Annotated in this window: 19 protein-coding genes, 1 tRNA gene and 1 rRNA gene; 20 read left to right on the forward strand and 1 reads right to left on the reverse strand. The window is 45.1% G+C overall.

All coding sequences use genetic code 11. The features are described 5' to 3' along the window. From rrf to ACFQ0C_RS27805, 10 genes are all read left to right on the forward strand, one after another. Positions 1–91: ribosomal RNA gene (gene rrf / locus ACFQ0C_RS27760) — 5S ribosomal RNA — on the forward strand; the annotation flags it as partial. Between the two features lie 243 nt (positions 92–334). Then, positions 335–1,792: an IMP dehydrogenase gene (gene guaB, locus ACFQ0C_RS27765; protein WP_258213824.1), complete on the forward strand. Its 1,458-nt coding sequence runs from the start codon at positions 335–337 to the stop codon at positions 1,790–1,792. A gap of 132 nt (positions 1,793–1,924) precedes the next feature. Further along, on the forward strand, positions 1,925–3,214 hold the full coding sequence (locus ACFQ0C_RS27770; RefSeq protein ID WP_258213825.1) for a D-alanyl-D-alanine carboxypeptidase family protein: 1,290 nt from the start codon (positions 1,925–1,927) through the stop codon (positions 3,212–3,214). Positions 3,215–3,320: 106 nt separating this feature from the next. Next, the gene (pdxS, locus tag ACFQ0C_RS27775; protein WP_258213826.1) at positions 3,321–4,202 is read left to right on the forward strand and encodes a pyridoxal 5'-phosphate synthase lyase subunit PdxS; all 882 of its coding nucleotides are present in this window, start codon (positions 3,321–3,323) and stop codon (positions 4,200–4,202) included. A gap of 25 nt (positions 4,203–4,227) precedes the next feature. After that, a complete protein-coding gene (pdxT, locus tag ACFQ0C_RS27780) occupies positions 4,228–4,800 on the forward strand; it encodes a pyridoxal 5'-phosphate synthase glutaminase subunit PdxT (RefSeq protein ID WP_379371513.1) in 573 nt (190 codons plus the stop codon). An 11-nt stretch (positions 4,801–4,811) separates the two neighbouring features. Then, on the forward strand, positions 4,812–6,092 hold the full coding sequence (gene serS, locus ACFQ0C_RS27785; RefSeq protein ID WP_379371515.1) for a serine--tRNA ligase: 1,281 nt from the start codon (positions 4,812–4,814) through the stop codon (positions 6,090–6,092). Between the two features lie 47 nt (positions 6,093–6,139). After that, positions 6,140–6,229, forward strand: a tRNA-Ser gene (locus ACFQ0C_RS27790). A 224-nt stretch (positions 6,230–6,453) separates the two neighbouring features. Next, positions 6,454–6,801 (forward strand): hypothetical protein, encoded by a 348-nt coding sequence (locus ACFQ0C_RS27795; protein WP_379371517.1) that lies wholly within the window; start codon positions 6,454–6,456, stop codon positions 6,799–6,801. 11 nt (positions 6,802–6,812) lie between these two features. Continuing rightward, positions 6,813–6,995, forward strand: a complete 183-nt coding sequence (locus ACFQ0C_RS27800) for a hypothetical protein (protein WP_258213830.1) — start codon at positions 6,813–6,815, stop codon at positions 6,993–6,995. Between the two features lie 22 nt (positions 6,996–7,017). Further along, a complete protein-coding gene (locus ACFQ0C_RS27805; protein ID WP_379371519.1) occupies positions 7,018–7,161 on the forward strand; it encodes a small acid-soluble spore protein P in 144 nt (47 codons plus the stop codon). A 375-nt stretch (positions 7,162–7,536) separates the two neighbouring features. On the opposite strand, the gene helD is transcribed toward ACFQ0C_RS27805, so the two are convergent. After that, entirely contained in the window at positions 7,537–9,942 is a 2,406-nt protein-coding gene (gene helD / locus ACFQ0C_RS27810) for an RNA polymerase recycling motor HelD (protein WP_379371521.1), read from the reverse strand. Between the two features lie 158 nt (positions 9,943–10,100). Between helD and map the strand changes: the two genes are divergently transcribed. From map to ACFQ0C_RS27860, 10 genes are all read left to right on the forward strand, one after another. Continuing rightward, on the forward strand, positions 10,101–10,847 hold the full coding sequence (gene map / locus ACFQ0C_RS27815) for a type I methionyl aminopeptidase (protein WP_379371523.1): 747 nt from the start codon (positions 10,101–10,103) through the stop codon (positions 10,845–10,847). A gap of 251 nt (positions 10,848–11,098) precedes the next feature. Continuing rightward, complete coding sequence (locus ACFQ0C_RS27820; RefSeq protein ID WP_379371525.1) at positions 11,099–12,823, forward strand: methyl-accepting chemotaxis protein; 1,725 nt, start codon at positions 11,099–11,101, stop codon at positions 12,821–12,823. Positions 12,824–13,500: 677 nt separating this feature from the next. Next, a complete protein-coding gene (locus ACFQ0C_RS27825) occupies positions 13,501–14,829 on the forward strand; it encodes an extracellular solute-binding protein (protein WP_258213835.1) in 1,329 nt (442 codons plus the stop codon). Between the two features lie 54 nt (positions 14,830–14,883). Beyond that, positions 14,884–15,918, forward strand: a complete 1,035-nt coding sequence (locus ACFQ0C_RS27830; RefSeq protein WP_379371528.1) for a Gfo/Idh/MocA family protein — start codon at positions 14,884–14,886, stop codon at positions 15,916–15,918. A gap of 25 nt (positions 15,919–15,943) precedes the next feature. Then, positions 15,944–17,137 carry a DegT/DnrJ/EryC1/StrS family aminotransferase gene (locus tag ACFQ0C_RS27835; RefSeq protein WP_379371530.1) on the forward strand — a complete coding sequence of 398 codons (1,194 nt, stop codon included), beginning with the start codon at positions 15,944–15,946 and terminating at the stop codon, positions 17,135–17,137. Between the two features lie 53 nt (positions 17,138–17,190). Then, positions 17,191–18,054 carry a sugar phosphate isomerase/epimerase family protein gene (locus ACFQ0C_RS27840; protein ID WP_379371532.1) on the forward strand — a complete coding sequence of 288 codons (864 nt, stop codon included), beginning with the start codon at positions 17,191–17,193 and terminating at the stop codon, positions 18,052–18,054. Further along, the gene (locus ACFQ0C_RS27845) at positions 18,054–19,052 is read left to right on the forward strand and encodes a LacI family DNA-binding transcriptional regulator (RefSeq protein ID WP_379371534.1); all 999 of its coding nucleotides are present in this window, start codon (positions 18,054–18,056) and stop codon (positions 19,050–19,052) included. Before ACFQ0C_RS27840 ends, ACFQ0C_RS27845 begins: the two co-directional genes overlap by 1 nt. Before the next feature lie 34 nt (positions 19,053–19,086). After that, positions 19,087–19,845 (forward strand): glucosamine-6-phosphate deaminase, encoded by a 759-nt coding sequence (locus ACFQ0C_RS27850; protein WP_379371536.1) that lies wholly within the window; start codon positions 19,087–19,089, stop codon positions 19,843–19,845. Positions 19,846–19,875: 30 nt separating this feature from the next. Continuing rightward, positions 19,876–20,799 carry a carbohydrate ABC transporter permease gene (locus ACFQ0C_RS27855; protein WP_379371538.1) on the forward strand — a complete coding sequence of 308 codons (924 nt, stop codon included), beginning with the start codon at positions 19,876–19,878 and terminating at the stop codon, positions 20,797–20,799. Next, positions 20,796–21,623: a carbohydrate ABC transporter permease gene (locus tag ACFQ0C_RS27860; protein ID WP_258213842.1), complete on the forward strand. Its 828-nt coding sequence runs from the start codon at positions 20,796–20,798 to the stop codon at positions 21,621–21,623. The genes ACFQ0C_RS27855 and ACFQ0C_RS27860 overlap by 4 nt, the downstream gene beginning before the upstream one ends. Positions 21,624–21,640: the final 17 nt, after the last annotated feature.

Raw genomic sequence — 21,640 nt, forward strand, 5'->3', positions numbered from 1 at the left:
ACGCGTTCCCATCTCGAACACGACCGTTAAGCCCTCCAGCGCCAATGGTACTTAGACCGCAGGGTCTTGGGAGAGTAGGACGTTGCCAAGCAAAGCAACAGAAAAGAGTCTTTTGGGTTTATATCCAAAAAGACTCTTTTTGTTTTATGAAACTTTGAAATTGTAAGGGGCATACTAAGAAAAGGAAAGTTTGGGAGTCATATTTGAATATTTTACAACTCCTTCCAACGCTTCCAAGAGCAGAACAATATATACTTGACATTAAAAAAGGCCTTTTGATACTATTGCAATAATATCTACCGGCAAGTATGAAAATGAGGGAGGATTTAGTTCCGTGTGGGAAAACAAGTTTGCTAAAGAAGGACTAACATTTGACGATGTATTATTGGTACCGCGAAAGTCGGAGGTTTTTGGTAAAGAAATCGATATTTCAACGCAGTTGACGGATAAGATTAAATTAAACATCCCTTTGCTTAGCTCTGCAATGGATACAGTAACGGAATCGGCTTTGGCCATTTCTATCGCAAGAGAAGGGGGCATAGGGATTATTCACAAGAATATGCCTATCGCCCAGCAGGCCGAGGAAGTTGACCGGGTTAAGCGTTCAGAGAGTGGAGTTATAACAAACCCGTTCTCACTTACAGCTGAGCATCACGTTTATGATGCCGAAGAGCTGATGGCTAAGTACCGTATCTCCGGTGTACCGATTTGTGATGAGAATAAAAAGCTTGTAGGCATTCTGACAAACAGGGATCTTCGTTTTGTACATGATTATTCGATCAAGATCAAGGATGTTATGACACGCGAGAATCTAGTCACGGCTCCTGTAGGAACAACCTTGCAGCAGGCAGAAGGCATTTTGCAAAAGCATAAGATTGAAAAGCTTCCAATCGTTGACGAGCATAACACACTTAAAGGTCTTATAACGATTAAGGATATTGAGAAAGCCATTCAGTTCCCTAACTCGGCGAAAGACAAGCAGGGCCGTTTGGCAGTAGGTGCTGCGGTAGGTGTCTCCAAGGATGTAATGGAGCGTGCTGCGGCTTTGGTTGAAGCAGGAATTGATATGATTGTTGTAGACTCCGCGCATGGACATCATATTAATATTTTAAAGACGGTTAGGAAGCTTCGTGATCAATACCCTGATCTTCCTATCTGTGCTGGTAATGTTGCTACTGGTGATGGTACGAGAGATCTAATTGAAGCTGGCGCATCGATGGTAAAGGTTGGTATTGGTCCTGGATCAATTTGCACAACTCGTGTTATTGCAGGTATTGGTGTACCGCAAATTACAGCCATCTACGACTGTGCGTCGGTTGCCAAGCAATATAATGTGCCGATAATCGCAGACGGCGGGATTAAGTACTCTGGGGACGTTACAAAGGCTATTGCAGCTGGCGCAAGCGCAGTTATGATCGGGAGCCTGTTCGCTGGTACCGATGAAAGCCCTGGTGATTCGGAAATTTACCAAGGCAGAAAGTTTAAAGTTTACCGCGGCATGGGTTCGCTTGGGGCTATGAAGGAAGGCAGCAAGGACCGTTATTTTCAGGAAAATGAAAGCAAGCTGGTTCCTGAAGGTATCGAAGGACGCGTTGCTTACAAGGGGCCGTTGGCTGATACGGTGTATCAATTGATCGGTGGTCTGCGTTCCGGAATGGGTTATTGTGGAGCGAGTACTATACCTGAGCTTATCAATGATACCTCTTTTATTCGTATTACCGGAGCAGGGCTACGTGAAAGCCATCCACATGATGTTCAAATTACGAAGGAAGCTCCAAACTATTCTATGTAAAAATAGCAGTGATTTTAGAAGAGAGACGGGGCCTTACGAGGCTGCCGTTTCTTTTTTTGAACATGCCTCTGGTGCTGTGGTACAATAGTAAATACGCGTTTATATACTATTTTACTAGGAGGAGTGAGAGCTTTGTTGCTGTCTGTAAGGCGCATATCTGTCCTGATTGTTGTTGCATTGCTAATTCAGTTATGTACGTTTGTTATTCAACCCAAAAGTGTTATGGCGGCAGATGCGCCGGCGCCGGATTTGAAGCTGGATGTGAAATCTGCCATTTTGATAGAAGCCAGTACCGGTCAAGTTTTGTTTGAGAAAGATGCGGATACAGCATTACCCCCAGCCAGTATGGCCAAGATGATGACAGAATATTTGGTTATGGAAGCTGTTAAGAGCGGCAAAATTAAGTGGGATGACATGGTGACGACAAGCCAGTATGCTGCGGATGTAATCGGGTCCGGGGGGCTTCTTGCTTTTAAAGAACAGGCCACGGTAAAAGATTTGTTTGCGGCAATGTCCATTTATTCAGCGAATGATGCTTCAGTAGCGCTTGCTGAGAAGATTGGTGATACAGAAGAGAATTTTGCTAAGCTCATGAATGAGAAGGCCAAGCAGCTTGGGCTATCCGATCAGGCGCATTTTATTAATGCTACGGGCTTATCAAGGGCTGACCTTGGCAAATATGCTCCAAAGGAGCTGCAAGGGGAGACTCTTCTTACCGCAAGGGATGCTGCAATTTTGGCTTATAATATTATCAAAGATCATAAAGAAATTCTTGAATACACCAAGACTACTTCCAAGAAATTTCGCGAAAAAGATAAAACACCGATGATCAACTGGAACTGGATGCTGGAAGGCAATAAGGATAATGTTAACTTCAAGAAATACGCATATCCAGGATTGGATGGTCTGAAGACAGGTTCTACGGATGATGCGGGTTATTGCTTTACAGGTACGGCAGAACGGAATGGCTTTCGGTTAATTAGTGTGGTTATGGGAACGAAGAAAGAGCCCCAGCGTTTTGAAGAAACAAGAAAAGTGCTGGATTATGGCTTTAATAATTTTGAAACGAAACAAGTGCTTACAGCCAAGTTAGAAATAGATTCCTTGAAGGTAGTAAATATTAAGAAGGGTGTTGCTACTCAAGTACCGGTTGTAACACAAACAGGAATTACCTTCGTTGCGAAAAAAGGAGCTACACCGGATCAATTCGTAATAACCGCTTCACCGGCAGATGAAAGTAAGCTTGTAGCCCCTATAGCCAAAGGGGATGTGCTGGGAACGGTGAAGGTGACTTATGCGGGTACAGAAAAAACGGCTAATTTGATAGCTGTGGATGATGTTGAAAAGGGTAGTTGGTTCCGACTGTTCTTCCGGGCTATTGGCAACTTTTTTGTAGATATGATCTCGGGAACAAAGAAATAAGAAACCAAGCAAAGCGGTTGTGTATTTAAAGGTATTCCTGTAAAATAATTGTTTAGTAGTTTGTGGATTAAGAAATTTATTGATAGATGTTTGGAGGAGTAGGAAAATGGAAACTGGTACATCGCGTGTTAAAAAAGGTATGGCCGAAATGCAAAAAGGTGGCGTCATCATGGACGTCATGAATGCAGAGCAAGCAAAGATTGCAGAAGCAGCAGGGGCTTCCGCTGTTATGGCATTAGAGCGCGTGCCTTCTGATATCCGTGCAGCTGGCGGGGTAGCTCGTATGGCTGATCCAACGGTTATGGAAGAGGTAATGAAGGTTGTAACAGTTCCTGTTATGGCTAAAGCTCGGATTGGGCATTTTGTTGAAGCAAAAATTCTTGAATCTATGGGCGTCGATTATATCGATGAGAGTGAAGTACTAACACCTGCAGATGAAGTTTTCCATATCTTTAAAAAGGATTTTACGGTTCCATTTGTATGCGGAGCAAGAGATCTGGGTGAGGCATTGCGTAGAATCGGCGAAGGCGCATCCATGATCCGTACCAAAGGCGAGCCGGGAACTGGCAACATTGTTGAAGCTGTGCGTCATATGCGTACAATGGTTGGCCAAATTAAAAGAGTACAAGCTATGTCAAAAGACGAGCTTATGGCAGAAGCTAAAAACCTGGGAGCACCTTATGAGCTATTGCTTCAAGTTCACGAAACAGGTAAATTGCCTGTAGTTAACTTCGCTGCTGGCGGTGTATCCACACCGGCGGATGCGGCTTTGATGATGCATCTGGGTTCAGATGGCGTATTCGTAGGATCCGGTATTTTCAAATCGGAAAATCCTGAGAAGTTCGCAAAAGCAATCGTAGAAGCGACAACGCACTATACGGATTATGCCTTGATTGCAGAGGTTTCCAAAAACTTGGGAGCGCCTATGAAAGGTATCGAAATCTCCAAGCTGGATGTTACACAGCGCATGCAGGATCGCGGCTGGTAATTGTCAGCTGAGAGGGTGGACAGCTATGAAAATAGGGGTTTTAGCTTTGCAAGGGGCCGTTGCTGAGCATATCAGGCTTATTGACAAGGCAGGCGGCGAAGGCGTCATTGTTAAAAGAACGGAGCAGCTCGATGAAGTTGAAGGCATCATTATTCCAGGCGGCGAAAGCACGACCATCGGAAAGCTGATGCGCACCTACAACTTCATTACGAAGCTGCAGTCGTTCTCGCAGCAAGGAAAGCCAATCTTCGGTACCTGCGCCGGTCTTATTGTGATTGCCAAGGATATCGCAGGACAGCCGGAGGCCCATCTTGAGTTGATGGATATCAAAGTAGCCCGTAATGCGTTCGGACGTCAACGGGAAAGCTTTGAAACGGATTTGGCTATTAAGGGAATTGCTGACGATGTTCGAGCGGTATTTATTCGAGCGCCACTGATCGAGGAAGTAGGTCCAGGCGTCGATGTATTAGCAACATACCGCGATCAAATAGTTGCGGCGCGTCAAGGACACTTGCTCGCGGCTTCGTTCCATCCGGAACTGACTGATGATGAGCGGATGCATGCATATTTCCTGGACATGGTACGTGAAACGAGGTAGGAGGAGTCTCCTTGTTGGATGTAAAGTTATTACGCAGTGATATAGGACGCGTGGAGCAGGGGATGAAGAACCGCGGCAAAACGCTGGACGATATAAGTCGCTTCACCAGCCTTGATACGAAACGAAGAGAGCTTCTTCAAGAAGTGGAGCAATTGAAGAACCGCCGCAACGTCGTTTCCCAGGAAGTCGCCGCTTTGAAGAAAGCGAAGCAGGATGCTGATGCGTTGATTGAGGAAATGAAAGGTGTTGGCGATCGGATCAAGGAGCTGGACGACGAAATTCGTGTTCTGGAAACCGATCTGAATGGCATTATAATGGCTTTGCCTAATGTTCCGAATGATAGTGTGCCTGTTGGGAGCTCAGAAGAGGAAAACATCGAAATTCGTCGTGTAGGCGAACCTGCTAAGTTCTCTTTCGAGCCTAAGGCACATTATGATATTGGGCATGATCTCGGAATTCTCGATTTTGAGGCAGCTGGGAAAGTAACGGGCTCGCGGTTTGTTTTCTATAAAGGGTTGGGTGCGCGTCTGGAACGGGCTTTAATCAGCTTCATGATGGATTTGCACAGCGATGAACATGGCTATGAAGAAATGCTGCCACCCTATATTGTCAACCGCGATAGCTTAACGGGTACCGGACAGCTTCCGAAATTTGAAGAAGATGTGTTTAAAATTGCAGATACCGATTATTTCTTGATACCTACAGCCGAGGTTCCGGTAACCAATTATCACCGGGACGATATCTTGACGCTGGAGGAGCTTCCGAAATATTTCGTCGCCTTCAGCGCCTGTTTCCGTTCTGAGGCCGGTTCTGCGGGCAGAGATACCCGTGGCTTGATTCGCCAGCATCAGTTCAATAAGATTGAACTGGTGAAGCTGACGGCGCCTGAGAAGTCCTACGAGGAGCTGGAAAAGCTGACAGCGGATGCTGAGAAGGTGCTGCAGCTGTTGAAGCTGCCCTACCGTGTACTGACGTTGTGTACAGGCGATATTGGGTTCTCCTCGGCGAAAACTTATGACTTGGAGGTATGGCTGCCTAACAGCAATACGTACCGAGAGATTTCGTCGTGCAGCAACTTTGAAGATTTCCAGGCTCGCCGAGCGAACATTCGCTTCCGTCGTGATGCCAAAGCAAAACCTGAGTTCGTTCATACACTGAATGGCTCCGGCTTGGCACTAGGCCGTACGGTGGCTGCAATATTGGAAAATTATCAGCAGGAAGACGGCAGCGTTCTGATTCCTGAGGTGCTTCAACCCTATATGAACCATGCAACCAAGATCACTAAAAAATAGCACTTGATATTGCATGTACAATTATGATACAATGCTTTTTGTCACCTGGAGAGGTGGTCGAGTGGTTTAAGGCAGCGGTCTTGAAAACCGCCGAGGTCGTGAGGTCTCCGTGGGTTCGAATCCCACCCTCTCCGCCATTTATTTATTAAATGGCCACTTACGTGAGATGATAGAGTACAACCCTACATAATTAAACCAAAAGCTGTGGAATCCATGTTAACTTGGATTGTGCGGCTTTTTTTCTCGTTCTCGTTATCAGGGTGGCTCCGCGGCATTTATCAGGTTCCTTTTTTTACTGCTGCCTGTTGGGTATAAAGTCGTTTAGGGTTCCGCACCTTATAGAAGTGGAGGTGTTGATAAAATGGCAAAGACCGATAGCTTGGCAATCGATCAGCAGCAGCTTGTGGAAGCATGGCAAAGAACGATACCAACGGTGCTTAATACATCCGACAAGGCAGAGGTTAAGGCGGATGCAGCCGATCCTAATGCCCTATGGGTAAGTATTATAACTGAAGGGCGTAACGGTTACAGCTTTGACTTTAAGTGCACGTACGTGGACTCTAGAGAGGTTAAGGTGGAATTTGTCGATGTAGAGGTAGAAGGACGGAATGCGGATGAGCGAACTACGGTGATCCAAACGTTGATCGATGACTATGTCAGGCATATTCATGAGTGTGCGCAGCAGCTGCATGCTCTGACATCTAAATAGCGGAGGGCACAATGACAAAAAACAAAAGTGATGTAGATAAAAATTTGCAAAATGTAGTTAAGGATTTTGATAAGCAAGTCGTTACCAGTCATCAGGCGCAGCAGGTCCAGCAGCAAACGAATGATCACCGGCATCAAGATGCGCTCAATCACGATAAGCCGATAGGCGATTCAGTTCTTACCGATAAAGACTAATAGACGAAAGGAGCTAAGACTTATGCCAAAGGATATTCCCCAACCGGTAAACCAGCCAAGCGGTAAAAAGAATCAGGACGAGCATAATCAGATTCAAGAACCGCTCTCAGGGTCTAAGAAGGTCAAACAGCAGAACCATTCCCGTCATAATAACGGCGAAGGATAGGTAAGTGTCAATAAAAGAAAAAGAGCCCTTTCGAGGGTTCTTTGTTTGTTCATTTCTTTTGTCAGTTGAGAATGGGTAAAAGAGGCTTCAAAGCTGCGAGGATTCTAGATTATAAGTTTTTCGATGTCAGGAAATGAAAGCATTCCAACAACATGGAGTGTGCCAGTTCTTCATCATCAGCATAGCTGTATAGCATTCCGCCTTGAGCCAATTCTTCGCAAACATCATCCAACTCGGAGCAGATCGTGATAGATAATTCATTATATATGATGTAGAACCTACCATTTGTAAGCAACCTTTTGCACACCCCATTTCCATAGTTTCCTCATTCTACCATGAAGTATAAAAAAAGAGAACCGACGAATCGGCTCATTTTTAATAGGTCTCCGAATGGTTATAAGCATGCGCATCAAGCGCTAAAATAAAGCGGGTCAGTTCATCAATATAGAAGATGTGAAGCCGATGCATGGCTCGCGTACAAGCGGTGTAGAATAGCTTGCGCTCGCTTTCTTGATCATATTGACTATGAGAAGCATTCCACAGGAGCACAGCATCAAATTCCAGGCCTTTGGCCAAATAAGCGGGCATGATCAGAATACCCTTCTCAAAGGAATGATCGTTCTTGGTGATTAATGCTACAGGTATCGAGGGAAATAGCCGCTCATAAGCTACACGGCTCTCCTCCGCCGTTTTGGTAAGAATAGCAATGGAATGTATTCCCTCAGCCTGCAAGGCATTTAAATCAGCAATCACGCTTGCTGTGAGGCTATTTAGGTCAGTGGCTCTTAGGACAAGCGGTTTTTCGCCATTGCGATTAAAAGGTTCTATGGCTTCACCATTCGGCAGCATAGCTTTGGTGAACTCAACGATCTCACGGGTAGATCGGTAGCTTCGTACCAAGCGAATGATATCCGTTTGTCCGGCGCCGAACAATTCGATGACATGGTTATACCCATGCGGATTGCTTGGTGTGCCTGCGTTATTTTTTCCATTGGATTCACTAGTTACTGTGCTATTGGTATAGATAGCTTGGTTCATATCACCCAACAAAGTCATTTTGCTGCGGGGGAACAGTCTTTTCAAAAAGGTGAATTGGAATGCCGAATAGTCCTGAGCCTCATCTATAATGACATGACGAACCGTGTTGTATGATTGAAAGCCTTCAATTAGCTCATTCAAATATAGCAAGGGAGTGGCGTCTTCAAAAGCAAGCTGTTGGTTGTCGAGCTGTGCAACGGTTTGGAGGCATATAGCTTCCCAATCCGCCGGCAGCGATGTCACCTCTATGGACTCGAGCAGGCTGCGGCTGTGCTCTTGGAACAACTGCTTGTAGAGGGCGTGAATGTTAATGAATTTCAGCTTTTTAATCTTACGGCGAAGCGGCTGGAAATTCTGATGAACGACATATCTGCTCAATAGAAATGCTTCCTGTTTGGCATCATAGAACAGCTGTTCCTGATCTGTGTTCCTCTCCTCCATAGTGCTGAAAGCCTTCTGGTACTCATCCTTGTCGAGCAGCTCCATAGCTTCCTTCACCCAAGCTTCAGTTCGCTCGGCCTTGGCCAGAGCCTTAAGCTCCTTAAGCAGCCAGTCTTTCATCAGTTGTACCCGGTTGCTCAGCTTAATGGACGGATCTATACCGTAAAAATAGTCGCTCAACTGCTGCTGGGATATCAACACTTTGCCGCGAAACCTAAGATCTTTGAAGATCATATCGGCTTGCTCCAAATGCTGTGCATAGCTGTCCATAATACGAATAAAAGCATGGGAGGACTTGAACTGGATACCGCTTTGGCGTATGGCATACGCAGGGTCGTTTCTCGCTGTTAGCCTATACTCCATCTGGGTATACTGATCTTCGACATTATAACGGCTGCCTAAACGGTATTGTAAATATTGCTGATAGGTCGTTTGCTGCATGTTGGTTTCCCCAAGCTCCGGGAGCACCGTTGAAATATAGCTGTTAAATAAGTCGTTTGGCGAAAAAAGCACCATATTATCAGCATTGAGCGTGTTTCTGTGCTTATACATAAGGTAAGCAACTCGTTGCAACGCAACGGAGGTTTTGCCGCTACCTGCTGCACCCTGGACGATTAGAACCTGATGCCGATCATCCCGAATGATCTGGTTCTGCTCTTTTTGGATAGTAGCGACTATGCTTTTCATTCGATCATCGGCGTTTTGACCTAGCATAGTCTGCAAAATTTCATCGCCAATGGTGATTCCCGTATCGAACATTGCCTTCATTTCGCCCTGCCGAATGACATACTGCCGTTTCAACTCAACTGTTCCGTCAATTTGTCCGCCGGGTGTCTTATAAGAAGCAGGTCCTGGCGGATAATCGTAAAATAAGTTGGAGATAGGCGCTCGCCAGTCATAAATCCAATACTGCTGCGTAGCTTCGTCAAAGAAGGATGAGGTTCCTATGTAAATGCTCTCCGTATCCTGATAGCCGCTTTCTGTAAAGTCTATCCGGCCAAAATAGGGAGTATCATGCAATCGAAGCAGTTGCTTCAGCGTGTCCTCAGCATGCAGAAGGTCTCTTTCCTGATTAACCATAACCATAGATTGCTGATTAATGCTTGTATAGGTCTCCATGATTTCGTCCGGATTATTCATATTAACGGTAATGTCGGCCCAAAAATCACGGTTGGTGTCGATAGCGGTTTCTAATCTTTGTTCGGCGAGCTGTCCTACTTCATTAACGCGAGTTTTGATCAACCCGGCAACGCGGCGAAGCCGCTGCTCTTCTTCGTTCCATGCACGGTCATGCATTGTCATACCTATACCAGCCTCCTTCACACAGAGTGTACAATTGCGGAAAATGTATGCGTACATTCTGAAGTTAATGTAACATATAGTCACTTTTTCATGCAATTGCGTAAGCTAGTAGTATAGGTAGGCCGTACAGCTGAGCGAAACTTTAAGGAGGTTGCCCCATGATCATTTTAAAGACACCACAAGAAATTGCCAAAATGCGGGAAGCGGGGAGAATTCTCGCTTTGTGTCATCAAGAAATAGGTAAACGAATCGGACCAGGCGTTACAACCTTGGAGATCAATGATTTTGCAGAGCAGTTTATTACAAAGCATGGGGCTCAGCAGGTAACTAAAGGGTATAAAGGTTTTCCATTTGCAACTTGTGCGTCGGTTAACGATGTGATAGCTCATGGATTCCCGAACCCTACGCCGCTAAAGAGTGGTGACATTGCCAAGATAGACATTGTGTGCAGTTATAACGGATGGATGGCGGACTCAGCCTGGACCTACATGATCGGAACGGTTTCCCCTGAAGCCAAGAGGTTGGTGAAGGTCACTAAGGAATGCTTGGATCGTGGTATCGCGCAAGCAATGGCTGGCCGTCATATTGGAGATGTAATGCATGTAGTTCAGAAGCATGCCGAAGATGCGGGGTACTCGGTTGTCAGGGATTTGGTTGGGCATGGGATCGGTCAATCGATGCACGAGGCCCCTTCATTCGAGCATACCGGCAAGCCGGGGAAAGGCTTCAAGCTGAGAGAAGGCATGGTCATTACGATAGAACCGATGATTAATGCAGGAGGCTATGAGATGTTCATCGACTCCGATGGCTGGACAGCGCGAACCTGGGATGGGAGCTTATCCGCTCAATTTGAGCATACTGTGGCGATAACAAAGGAAGGTCCACAAATCTTGACATCGGTGTAAAAGGATTGATGAGAGCTCTTCTTGCAGGGCTCTTTTTTATTCGTGCAAAAGCTGAATTTGATCCAATACAGAAGTTAGTGAGAGAGTATGCAGGTATATGTTTTTATATTAGGTCTATATACCTATACATAATCGGAAACTCGGCACCGAAATTATCAGAGTGTTAATTTGACTGTAAAAAGTAATTTTTTCCAGTAGAAATTAACAACAAAAAATCCATATAGAGATAGATATATTCGGAGGCTGCGAAGATGAAATTGACATTGTTCAAAAAACTTTTATTTAGCTTTTTGGTAGTTTTACTGCTGTTGTCGACCATAAGTATTACAGCAATAACGAACATGGGCAATATGGGTAAGAAGTCGAAGCAAACGACTGAAATAGGGTTGACGAATGTTATTCTGCTGGGCAATTTAAATCATAACCTGATTGAGCTTGACGATCTGATGTTGCGAATCCAGCTAAATCTCGAAGATCAAAGAGCACAGGAAGGCCTAGGCATGGATGCCGAAAGTCAAACGGATAAAGCAACCCGTTTGTTCAATGAAATTCAAGGAAAGGTAAAGAAGGTTGATGGAATCGCCTTTACTGAAAAGGATGCCGGTTTGATCAAGTATTTTGCTCAAAACTGGAATGCGTATGCTGAAAAGTTTCCGGCGATCTTGAATGGTGTACAAAAACGCGGACCTGAAGGGATGGATCTTATTCGTCAGGGGAATGTTTTTTTAAGCAGCTGCAGCGCAATTGTCAGTATGCTTAGTGAAAATAACCAGGGATATGCCAATGAATGGGCTGCTGAGCTCACTGATTCGTATGAGTCTGGAGTTGCCTGGGTTATAGCGTTGAGCTTAATTGCTATAGCCGCTGGCCTCGCTGTATCGTTCTTGATTGCCAGACATGTATCCAAACCAATACAAGAGATGAGCTCCATTGCAAAACGAGTATCATCAGGAGACCTATCCGTTAATACTTCCATTCTTACGCGTCAGGATGAAATTGGAGAGCTGAATGGAGCTTTCGGACAGATGACTGACCATATGCGCCAAATGATACTTAAAATTAACGAGCATGCCCAGCTAGTGGCAGCTTCTGCAGACCAGCTTAATATAAGCTCGGATGAGATGCAGATCTCCTCACGGCAAATTGCGGAAACGGTTAAGGATGTAGCTGACGGCGCGAATAAGCAAACCCTAAGTATGGAAGAGACATCGCGTTCTATGGAGGAAGTTGGCGCAGGAATCGGACGACTCGCCGAGAATGCGGCTTCCATCTCTGAAACGGTGGAGTCATCAAGGCAGCAAGCGGAGAATGGGGGCAACTCTATTCAAATTACCGTCCAGCAGATGAGCTCTATAAGTGAATCCGTTCACCAAACGGATCTTGTTATCAAGATGCTCGACCATAAATCACAGCAAATTGGCAGCATCCTGCAAGCCATCCAAGATATCGCCCAGCAAACGAATCTACTCGCGTTAAATGCAGCGATAGAAGCGGCAAGAGCTCATGAACATGGAGCGGGATTTGCTGTAGTAGCGGCAGAGGTGCGTAAGTTAGCGGAGCAATCCAGCAGTTCTTCGGGGGAAATAGCTCAGCTGCTGAATGAGATTCAAACGAGTATTCATGAATCCGGTGAATCGATGAGTAAAGTTAAGGATGAAGTACAAACGGGAATTGAAATGGTTCGCGAGACAGAGCTTAATTTCGATCATATCAGGCAATCAACAACAGAGATTGCTTCTCAGATTCAAGAAATGGCGGCGACCTCGGAAGAAATGTCCGCTGGAGCGCAGCAAATTACAGCAGCTGTCCAACAAGTTACGGCTATTGCCCATAAATCATCTACAGCATCACAGAATGTGGCGTTAACTGCGAGCAATCAGCTAAAAACGACGGGTGAGGTTCAATCCTCCGTAAAATCCCTATCCGAGATGACGGAAGAGCTGCATCGTCTATTATCACAGTTCAAGGTTTCGTAAGAAAAGACGATAGCAAGGCAGCCAACAGGCAGGTATTCCAGTCCATAGGACTGAAATGCTTGTCTGTATTTTTTTGCAAGTAATGAATGGATGAGAAATTGTTGTACTAAATTAGAAAAATCTTACTAAATTAAGAAAAGAGGGTTGAATAAAATTTGTAAGCGCTTTATAATACATTTGAAACGGTTCAAATTATTGGATAAGCTATATTCGCTTTTACAGTGCAAAAAGGATTCTTTACCGGAACTCTTTAGTAAAAACTTAGAATATGAAACAATCATGTTACTATAATGATAATTTAGTTGACATTAAGTTTGCGTGAATCTATACTGAAAATAATTAGTCAACTCAAATTTTGAACCGGTTCAAATCTGAAAGCAACCATTTTTTCCTATTCACAGATGATTTTTACCGGATTTCAGCAGTTTATCGGTTTTTTTTCTATTATTGAATGAAAAATCATTTATCGCGTGGGCAAGGATTTTCATGATTTGTGTTATGTTATATAACATGAAATTAGGAAGTGAGAAAAACGATTTTTTTTGAATTAAATTTGAACCGGTTCAAATCAATAATTGAGGAGGTGGTTGTAGAATATTTATGATTGCTGGAAGTCAACCAAGTGTATACCTGTGGAAAATTTCTACCAAATTCATTTTCAGGGGGAGAATCAACTAATGAAATCAAACCGTTTATTGACAACCGCACTGACAAGCGCTCTTTCATTATCCATGGTTTTGGCAGGCTGCTCTAGCGATAGTGGAAAACCGGCCGACGGCTCGAAAGCACCAGCAGGAGATAAGTCAGCTAAGCCTGTGGAAATATCCATCTGGGGTGGATGGCCGGAGTTGGATCCGTGGTTCCAAAAAATGGCCGATGAGTTCAAGAAAACTAATCCAAATGTAACGGTCTCGATTTCTTCATTCCCGCTTCGCGACTACGAGAAGAAGGTTGCAGCAGCGCTTCCCTCAAAAAGCGGGGCAGATATCCTTCCCTTAAATCCGAATCTGGCGCTACGCTATATTCAAGGTAATATGCTTCAACCCGCACCAGAGGATTTAGTCAAACAAGTGAATTCAGGTATTCATCAAAAATTGGTTGTCGATAACACAAAAGTGAAGGATAAGACCTATGGCGTACCTGCTCTGATGGGGGCGGGAGCCATTTACTATAACAAAGACATGCTGAAAGAAGCTGGGCTTACCGCTCCTCCAACTGCAGATCAACTGCTGGAGTACGCACAGAAATTGGCCAAAAGAGATGCCTCCGGTAATCTGGAGCGTGCAGGTATGAGTCTTCGGTTAAGCGGCGGGGGCAGCGGGGTTGGAGAAAAGTTCTGGAATCTCCTCGCACAGAGGGGCGGCAGTATTATTAAAGAAGCTTCTCCAGGAAAATACAAGGCCGATTACAACACGGATGCCGGGCTTCAAACGTTAAAAATGTATGTAGATATGGTACATAAGTACAAAACGGATGATCCCAAGGTTAAGCATGATACTGAGGCGTTTCAAACCAAGCTGGCAGCATTTTATGTCCGGGAATCCAACGTCATCATCGATACTAAGAAAAAAGCTCCTGATTTAAACTATGATGCGGCACCGCTTAAGTCCAATGTTGTAAGTATAGTTAATTTCTACGTTTCCAGCGCACAAAAAGAGAAGGCGGATGCAGCCTGGAATTTCATTCGCTTCTTAACGAAACCTGAGAATCATGCACAAATGATTGCAATGACGGGTTGGTTGCCTGCGCGTGATGACCTGGATTTGAGCAATCTGTATAAAGATTACCCGCAATATAAAGCATTTTTCACCAAGCAAGATTTACAGGCATACCCGCCGGTTGCTGAGTTTGATGAGATCCTGACCAAGTTTGCCGACCGTTTAGCTACTAAGGGCTTCACTGATGCATCTTTTGTTGACAATCCGGAGAAGATGAAAGCTTTCCTGGACGAAGCAGCTAAAGAAACGAACGATATTCTGAAAAAAGCTGGAGTATTGGCGGAATAGTGAGACAAAGCGAGTCTAATTGAAGATTAGGCTCGCCCATCTAAGGGGTGAAACATGCCAAGCAAATTGAAATTCGCAATTGTTGGGGCTGGTGTAATTGCAAGATTCCATGCGGAATCTATTCTTCAGAAGCATGCGGATGCAGAATTGATAGCCATTGCCGACCCAAGTATTGAAAAGGCGCGAAGACTGGGAGAGCAGTTTAACGTTCGATACGTATTTGATAACTATGAGGAACTGCTTAAGCTTTCGGAAATTGATGTCGTATGCGTATGTACGCCAAGTGGTATGCATAGCGAAGTAACCATAGCGGCGGCCCAGGCTGGGAAACATGTGTTGTGCGAGAAGCCCTTGGAGATTAAGGCCGATAAAATGACAGCGATGATCGAGGAATGCCGAAAGCAGAAGGTTAAGCTCGGCTGCGTATTTCAAAGGCGGCTCATGCCGGCGGCGCTGCACGCACGCCAAGCGATTCAAGATGGCAAGCTCGGTAAGCTTGTTATGGGAAATGCGTATTTGAAATATTACCGCAGTCCCGAATATTACGGCAGCGGCGGATGGCGAGGCACTTGGGATCTCGACGGCGGGGGAGCCTTAATGAATCAAGGTGTACATGGAGTGGATCTAATCCAATTTTTAATGGGAGATGTTGCATCCGTATTTGCTTATACCGCTCCGCTTGTCCGCAGTATTGAAGTCGAAGATACGGCAGTAGTTGCCATAAAGTTTATAAATGGGGCATTTGGCGTTATTCAAGGGACGACTTCCGTCTATCCGGGCCAGGAAACGCGCTTTGAGCTGCATGGGGATAAAGGAACGATTGAGTTTGGCGATGAAGGCATTAAGCAGTGGAATTTCATGGAGCATAAGGAAGAAGCGCCGGTAATTCATGACACACTTGGACTTGGCTCCAGCAGCAATCCGCAGCAAATTTCAATCGAGGGGCACTGCTTTTATATTGAGGATATGATTCAAGCTATTCGTGAGGATAGGGAACCGCATATCAATGGAGAGGAAGCAAGGAAGTCCGTTGATTTGATCCTGGCGATTTATGAATCGTCTCGTTCCGGCAAAGAAATCATGTTGTAATCTGACCAACCAGGAGGTTAATCCTATGGTAAAATTAGCAATAGATGGGGGAGTACCGACGAGAACCAAGTCGTTCCCCGACTGGCCGATATATGGAGAAATGGAGGAGCGTCTTCTTCTCGAAGTGCTGCATTCCGGTAAATGGGGAGGGACAGGACGTATCCAGCTCCCGGAAGCGGAGAAGCAATTTGCAGCAATCCACGACGCGAAGCACGCAATTACCGTAGTCAACGGAACGGTAGCTATTACTATAGCGCTGCAAGCGGCTGGTGTCCAACCTGGCGATGAGGTTATCATGCCGCCGTACACCTTTTTTGCAACCGCGTCAGCTGCACTGATGTTTGGTGCTATCCCCGTATTCGTAGACGTAGAGGAAAACACGCTTCTGCTTGATGCGAGTAAGGTTGAAGCCGCCATCACACCTAGAACAAAAGCGATAGTTCCCGTCCATATTGGTGGAGCTATGGCTGATATGACACAACTGAAAGCTATTGCTGATAAATATAAGCTGCGTATTATTGAGGATTCAGCGCAGGCGGTAGGAGCGCGCTGGAATGGTTCAGGAGCCGGAACGATTGGCGATCTGGGCACGTTCAGCTTCCAGTCAACGAAGAACATTAACTCAGGCGAAGGTGGAATGATCCTTACCCAGAGTGATGAGATGGCAGATCTGGCATGGTCCCTTATTAACGCCGGAAGAGTTCGCAGCGGTGAATGGTATCAGCATGAAAATGTGGGCTGGAATCTACGAATGACGGAATTCCAGGCCGCCATTCTGATCGCCCAGTTAAGCAGATTAGAGCAACAGATGGTAACCCGTGAGAAAAATGCGAAGCTGCTCGAAGAGCTAATGCACCAAATCGAGGGCATTCGGGTTCTGGATAGAGACCCTCGAATCACCCGCCATGCCAATCATTTGTTTTTATTCAAAATAATGCCGGAGCTTGCCGAACGAATCTCTAAACAACAGGTATGCAGAGCAATAGGAGCCGAAGGTATTCCTGTACATGAAGGTTACGTATCCTTGAATTTAAATCCGGCGATTATCGAAGGAACCCGCAAGTGGACAGGTGAATCCCGCACTTATTCGTGTCCGGTTAGTGAAAGAGCTTGCCTTAAAGAAGTGTTGTGGATGCATCAGAACGTACTATTAGGCGATGAACAGGATATGTATGATATTGCACAGGGAATCACGAAGGTACTGAAATCGTATTCATAGGACGGTCATCTTACGCCGATCTGCTAGGCAATTGCAAGGAAAGGAAGATAAACATGATATGGGATCGCTTGGGTGTGCTGACTGATGAAATTTCTCCATCCTTAACGAAAGCGTTGGATTGGGCTGTTCAACAAAAATTAAGACATGTGGAGATTCGTACAGTGGATGGGATCAACGTTATGAACTTGACGGATGATCAATTAATCGATATTCGCAGCAAGGTGGAGCAGTGCGGTTTATTCGTTTCTGCTGTCGCCTCTCCAGTTTTCAAATGTGCTTTGGATTTAAATCGTCCTGTTGCAGGCGGTGATACATTTGGTCTGGGAGAGGAAGATATAACAGCTCATTTTGCCAAGCTGGAAAGAGCTTTAGATATCGCGAAGCTGCTCGGGACATCACGTATTCGTATCTTTTCTTTTTGGAGAGAGCAAGAGCCGGAGAGGTATCTAGATGAAATTGCCGCCCATTTGAATACAGCAGCGGTAAAAGCAGGAGCAGCCAATGTTACTCTTTTACTGGAGAACGAGCCTTCTTGCAATGGAGGTTATGCAGCGGAAGTCGGGGCACTGGCCAGAAGGGTAAATCACCCTTCGTTAAAAATATTATGGGATCCTGGCAACGAGGCTTATGGTGGTCGACACGCATTTCCTCAAGGCTATGAGCTCGTGAAGGATACTCTTGGGCATGTTCACTTGAAGGACGCATTGATTGGAGCCGATGGAAGCCCGCGCTGTGTCCCGATCGGTGAGGGAAGTGTACCTTTTTTCGAACAAATAGATGCACTTGAACGTGACGGGTATTCAGGCTTATACACAATAGAAACACATTATATTCCAGAGGGTGGAACACCCATGGAGGGTACTCAGCGTACGATCGAAGGACTATACAAGCTACTTGCTTCGGAGGATTTTCGTTAATGAATATTACTATATCCGATCTCTCCAAAATGACAGGACTGGCCAAAAGCACAATCTCTGGCGTACTGAACAACAAAGAGGGCTTTTCAGAGAAAACCAGGCAGAAGGTGCTGCAAACCGCAGCCCAATACGGCTATGTTCCTAATGAGATTGCTAGAGGATTAACCTCAAGATTCACCAAAACAATTGGCTTGCTGATCAAAGATATTACGAATCCCTTTTACAACCATATTACTAAGGGCGTTCAGGAAGTGGCTGCAGAGCATGGATATACGGTGTTTTTATGCAGCAGTGGCGAGGACCATAAAATGGAAGTGGAACAAATTCAGGCGATGGTTGGCAAACGGGTCGACGGTCTTATTATTGCTCCGCTGTTGGAAGAAGTCAGCTTTGACCATATCTACGCTTTAAAAAGGAAAAAGCTTCCGTTTGTATTGCTCGGGAACATTCCCGGACTCGATTGCGATACCGTGGAATTTGACGATTACAGCGGAGGCAAGCAGGTGACGGAGCATTTGCTGCAAAAAGGCCATACGCGAATAGGCTTCGTTAACGGCCTCAACACTTCGAAGGCGGGCAAGCTGAGGTTCGCCGCCTTCCAAGACACACTTTTCGCCCATAGTATCACTACAGATCCCAAGTATATATTCAAAGAGGCAAAGTCATTGTCTGATGGTTATGCCATTGGAAACCAGCTAATTGCGATGGAAGATCGACCGACCGCACTCGTTTGCTTCGATGATGTTATAGCTATGGGGGTAATAAAAGCTTTTGACAATGCAGGCTTAAAGGTACCGGACAATTTGTCCGTAACTGGCTTCGATGATATTGAACTCGCCATTTTTCCGTTAACTACCGTTTCAATTCCAACCCTGGAGGCAGGGAAGGCATTGGCACAAACATTGATCGATCGTATTATGCAGGAGCGTGTCTCCAAGAGCAAGCATATCGTGTTTGAGCAAAAGTTAGTTCCTCGAGCTTCAGTAAAACAGCTTTAGATGCAAACTAAAAATAAGGGCTGGGTGATTAGTCATGGGTTACATAGATCAGGTAGATCGTTTACAAATTCGCAGATATGAGACACGTAAGGAAATGGGAGAAGCAGTGGCCGCTGGTTTAGCGGATAAAATGATGGAGCTTCTTACTATAAAAGAAACAATCGCCGTGATCTTTGCTTCCGCACCTTCGCAGAATGAATTCCTTGGCGCTTTGCAATCTATTGACAATATACCGTGGGAGCGTGTCATCTGCTTTCATCTGGATGAATACGTTAGCCTGTCTGCTGAAGCTCCGCAAAGCTTCTCTCGTTACTTAATGGATACTTTGTTTAACCGCCGCAAGCCGAAGCAGTTTCACGCTATTGATGGGTTGAACGATCCTGCTGTGGAATGTGCACGTTATTCGGCGCTGCTGGCTGCGCAACCGATTGATATCGCTTGTATTGGCATTGGAGAAAATGGACACATCGCCTTTAACGACCCCCATGTTGCGGATTTTCAAGATCCTCAAGCCGTCAAGGTTGTCTTGCTGGATGAGATTAGCAGACAGCAGCAGGTCAACGATGGCTGCTTTGCATCGCTAGGTGAAGTTCCTCTGGAAGCTATAACATTGACGATCCCGACAATCCTGTCAGCAGCTTCGATTTACTGCACTGTTCCTGGCGAGCGTAAAAGCTCGGCTGTCCGAGACGCCATTCAAGGACCTATAGATGTCAGCTGCCCCGCCTCAGTATTAAGAAATGCTACCGCGGCATATATGTACCTGGATAAAGAGAGCGCCTCGCTTCTATGAGTAAAGAAACCTATAGAGGGGGGATGGAATATGTCGATAAATAGGAAAAATAAGTTTCGGCTGAAGCCGGCCCATTGGTTCTGCATAGTAGGCTTGGCTCCGATCCTGATCCTGTACGGATACTTGCGGTTTATACCCATAATTAAAACTATGTATATCAGCTTCTTTGAATGGGATTTGGTATCTGATAAAAAACCTTTTGTAGGATTTGAAAACTTTGTCACGTTATTTCAAAGCGAAGCTTTTCTAATTTCACTCAAAAACACTTCCATTATCGCTTTCGGCATTTTAATTTTCAGTGTACCCAGCGCTTTATTGATTGCTTACCTCCTTAGTAAAGGAGTGCGTTTTAAAGCGTGGTATGAAGCGTTCTATTTTCTGCCGGTAATAACGCCAATGGTTCCTGTAGCTGTAACCTGGAAATGGATCCTTGATTCCAATCATGGATTGCTTAACTATTTTTTATCATTCTTCGGCATAGCCAAGCAAGCTTGGCTGTTCGATCCTAAGCTGGCCATTGTTTCCGTCATTATGCTGACCGTATGGAAAACGATCGGTTATAATATGATCATTTTCCTGGTTGGGATAACCGGTATTCCGAAGGATAATTATGAAGCAGCTTCGATTGATGGGGCGACAGGGGCCAAAGCCTTCTGGTATATTACACTCCCGCTCCTTAAACCAATTACGGCTTTCGTATCCATTATAACGATTATCCACGGCTACAATGTTTTCAGCCAAATCTACATTCTGGCTTCGGATATTCAAGGTTCCCCGGGATATGTGGTCAGGGTGCTTGTGTACGATATGATCGAAAATGCATTCCGGTATTACAAAATGGGCTACGCATCTGCTGAAGCCTTCATACTGTTCCTTATTGTGTTGGTTCTTACGTTGATTCAGCTGTGGCTTGCCCGTGAGAAAACTACGTCGAAAAAGGGGTTGAAATTATGAGACAGCGAAACAGGATTGCATCCTTTGCCAGTCTCCTTGTACTAACGGTTGGTGCCGTTATTATGATAATCCCCTTCTTATGGATGATTTCCACTGCGTTCAAGACATCTCCGGAATTGAATGTTTGGCCGCCCACGTTCATTCCGAATCAGTTCAATTTCAGTAACTTTGCCGCGGTATTCAAGGCTGCCCCTTTTCATCTATATTTTCTAAACAGCTTGAAGATGGCAACCTTTTCCGCAGCGGCAATAGTGTTTACCTCTATGCTGGCCGGCTATATTTTCGCGAAGTTTCGTTATTTCGGATTGGCCTTCCTGTTTTCCATCTTTTTATCAACCGCGATCGTACCTTTTGAAATCTATATGATACCTTTGTATTTACAAATGCAGCAGTTAGATTTGCTTAACAAGTTCACGGGTATGGTGATGCCTTATCTGGTCATGAGCTTCGGTATCTTTTTTATGAGACAAAATATCATTCAACAAATACCCGATGAAATTATTGAATCTGCAAGGGTCGAAGGTGCCTCTGAATGGAGAATTTTTTTCCAGATCGTGTTTCCGTTAATGACAGCGCCGATTAGTGCGCTCAGTATATTTGCCTTTATAGAAGCGTGGAATTCATTCGTATGGCCTCTGCTCGTTGTCGGGGATAAGTCGTTGTTTACGATGGAGCTGGGGTTGGCCATGTTCCAATCGACTTTCTCTATTGATATGACAGTGATGTCAGCCGGGTCGGTCATCTCGATTATCCCGATTATGATTGTGTTCATTTTCCTGCGAAAATATATTATTCAGAGCGTTAGTATGACGGGAAGCAAGTAGTTAAAGGCTCAACACAA

The sequence above is a fragment of the Paenibacillus sp. GCM10027630 genome, assembly GCF_042676305.1.
Lineage (GTDB): Bacteria > Bacillota > Bacilli > Paenibacillales > NBRC-103111 > Paenibacillus_S.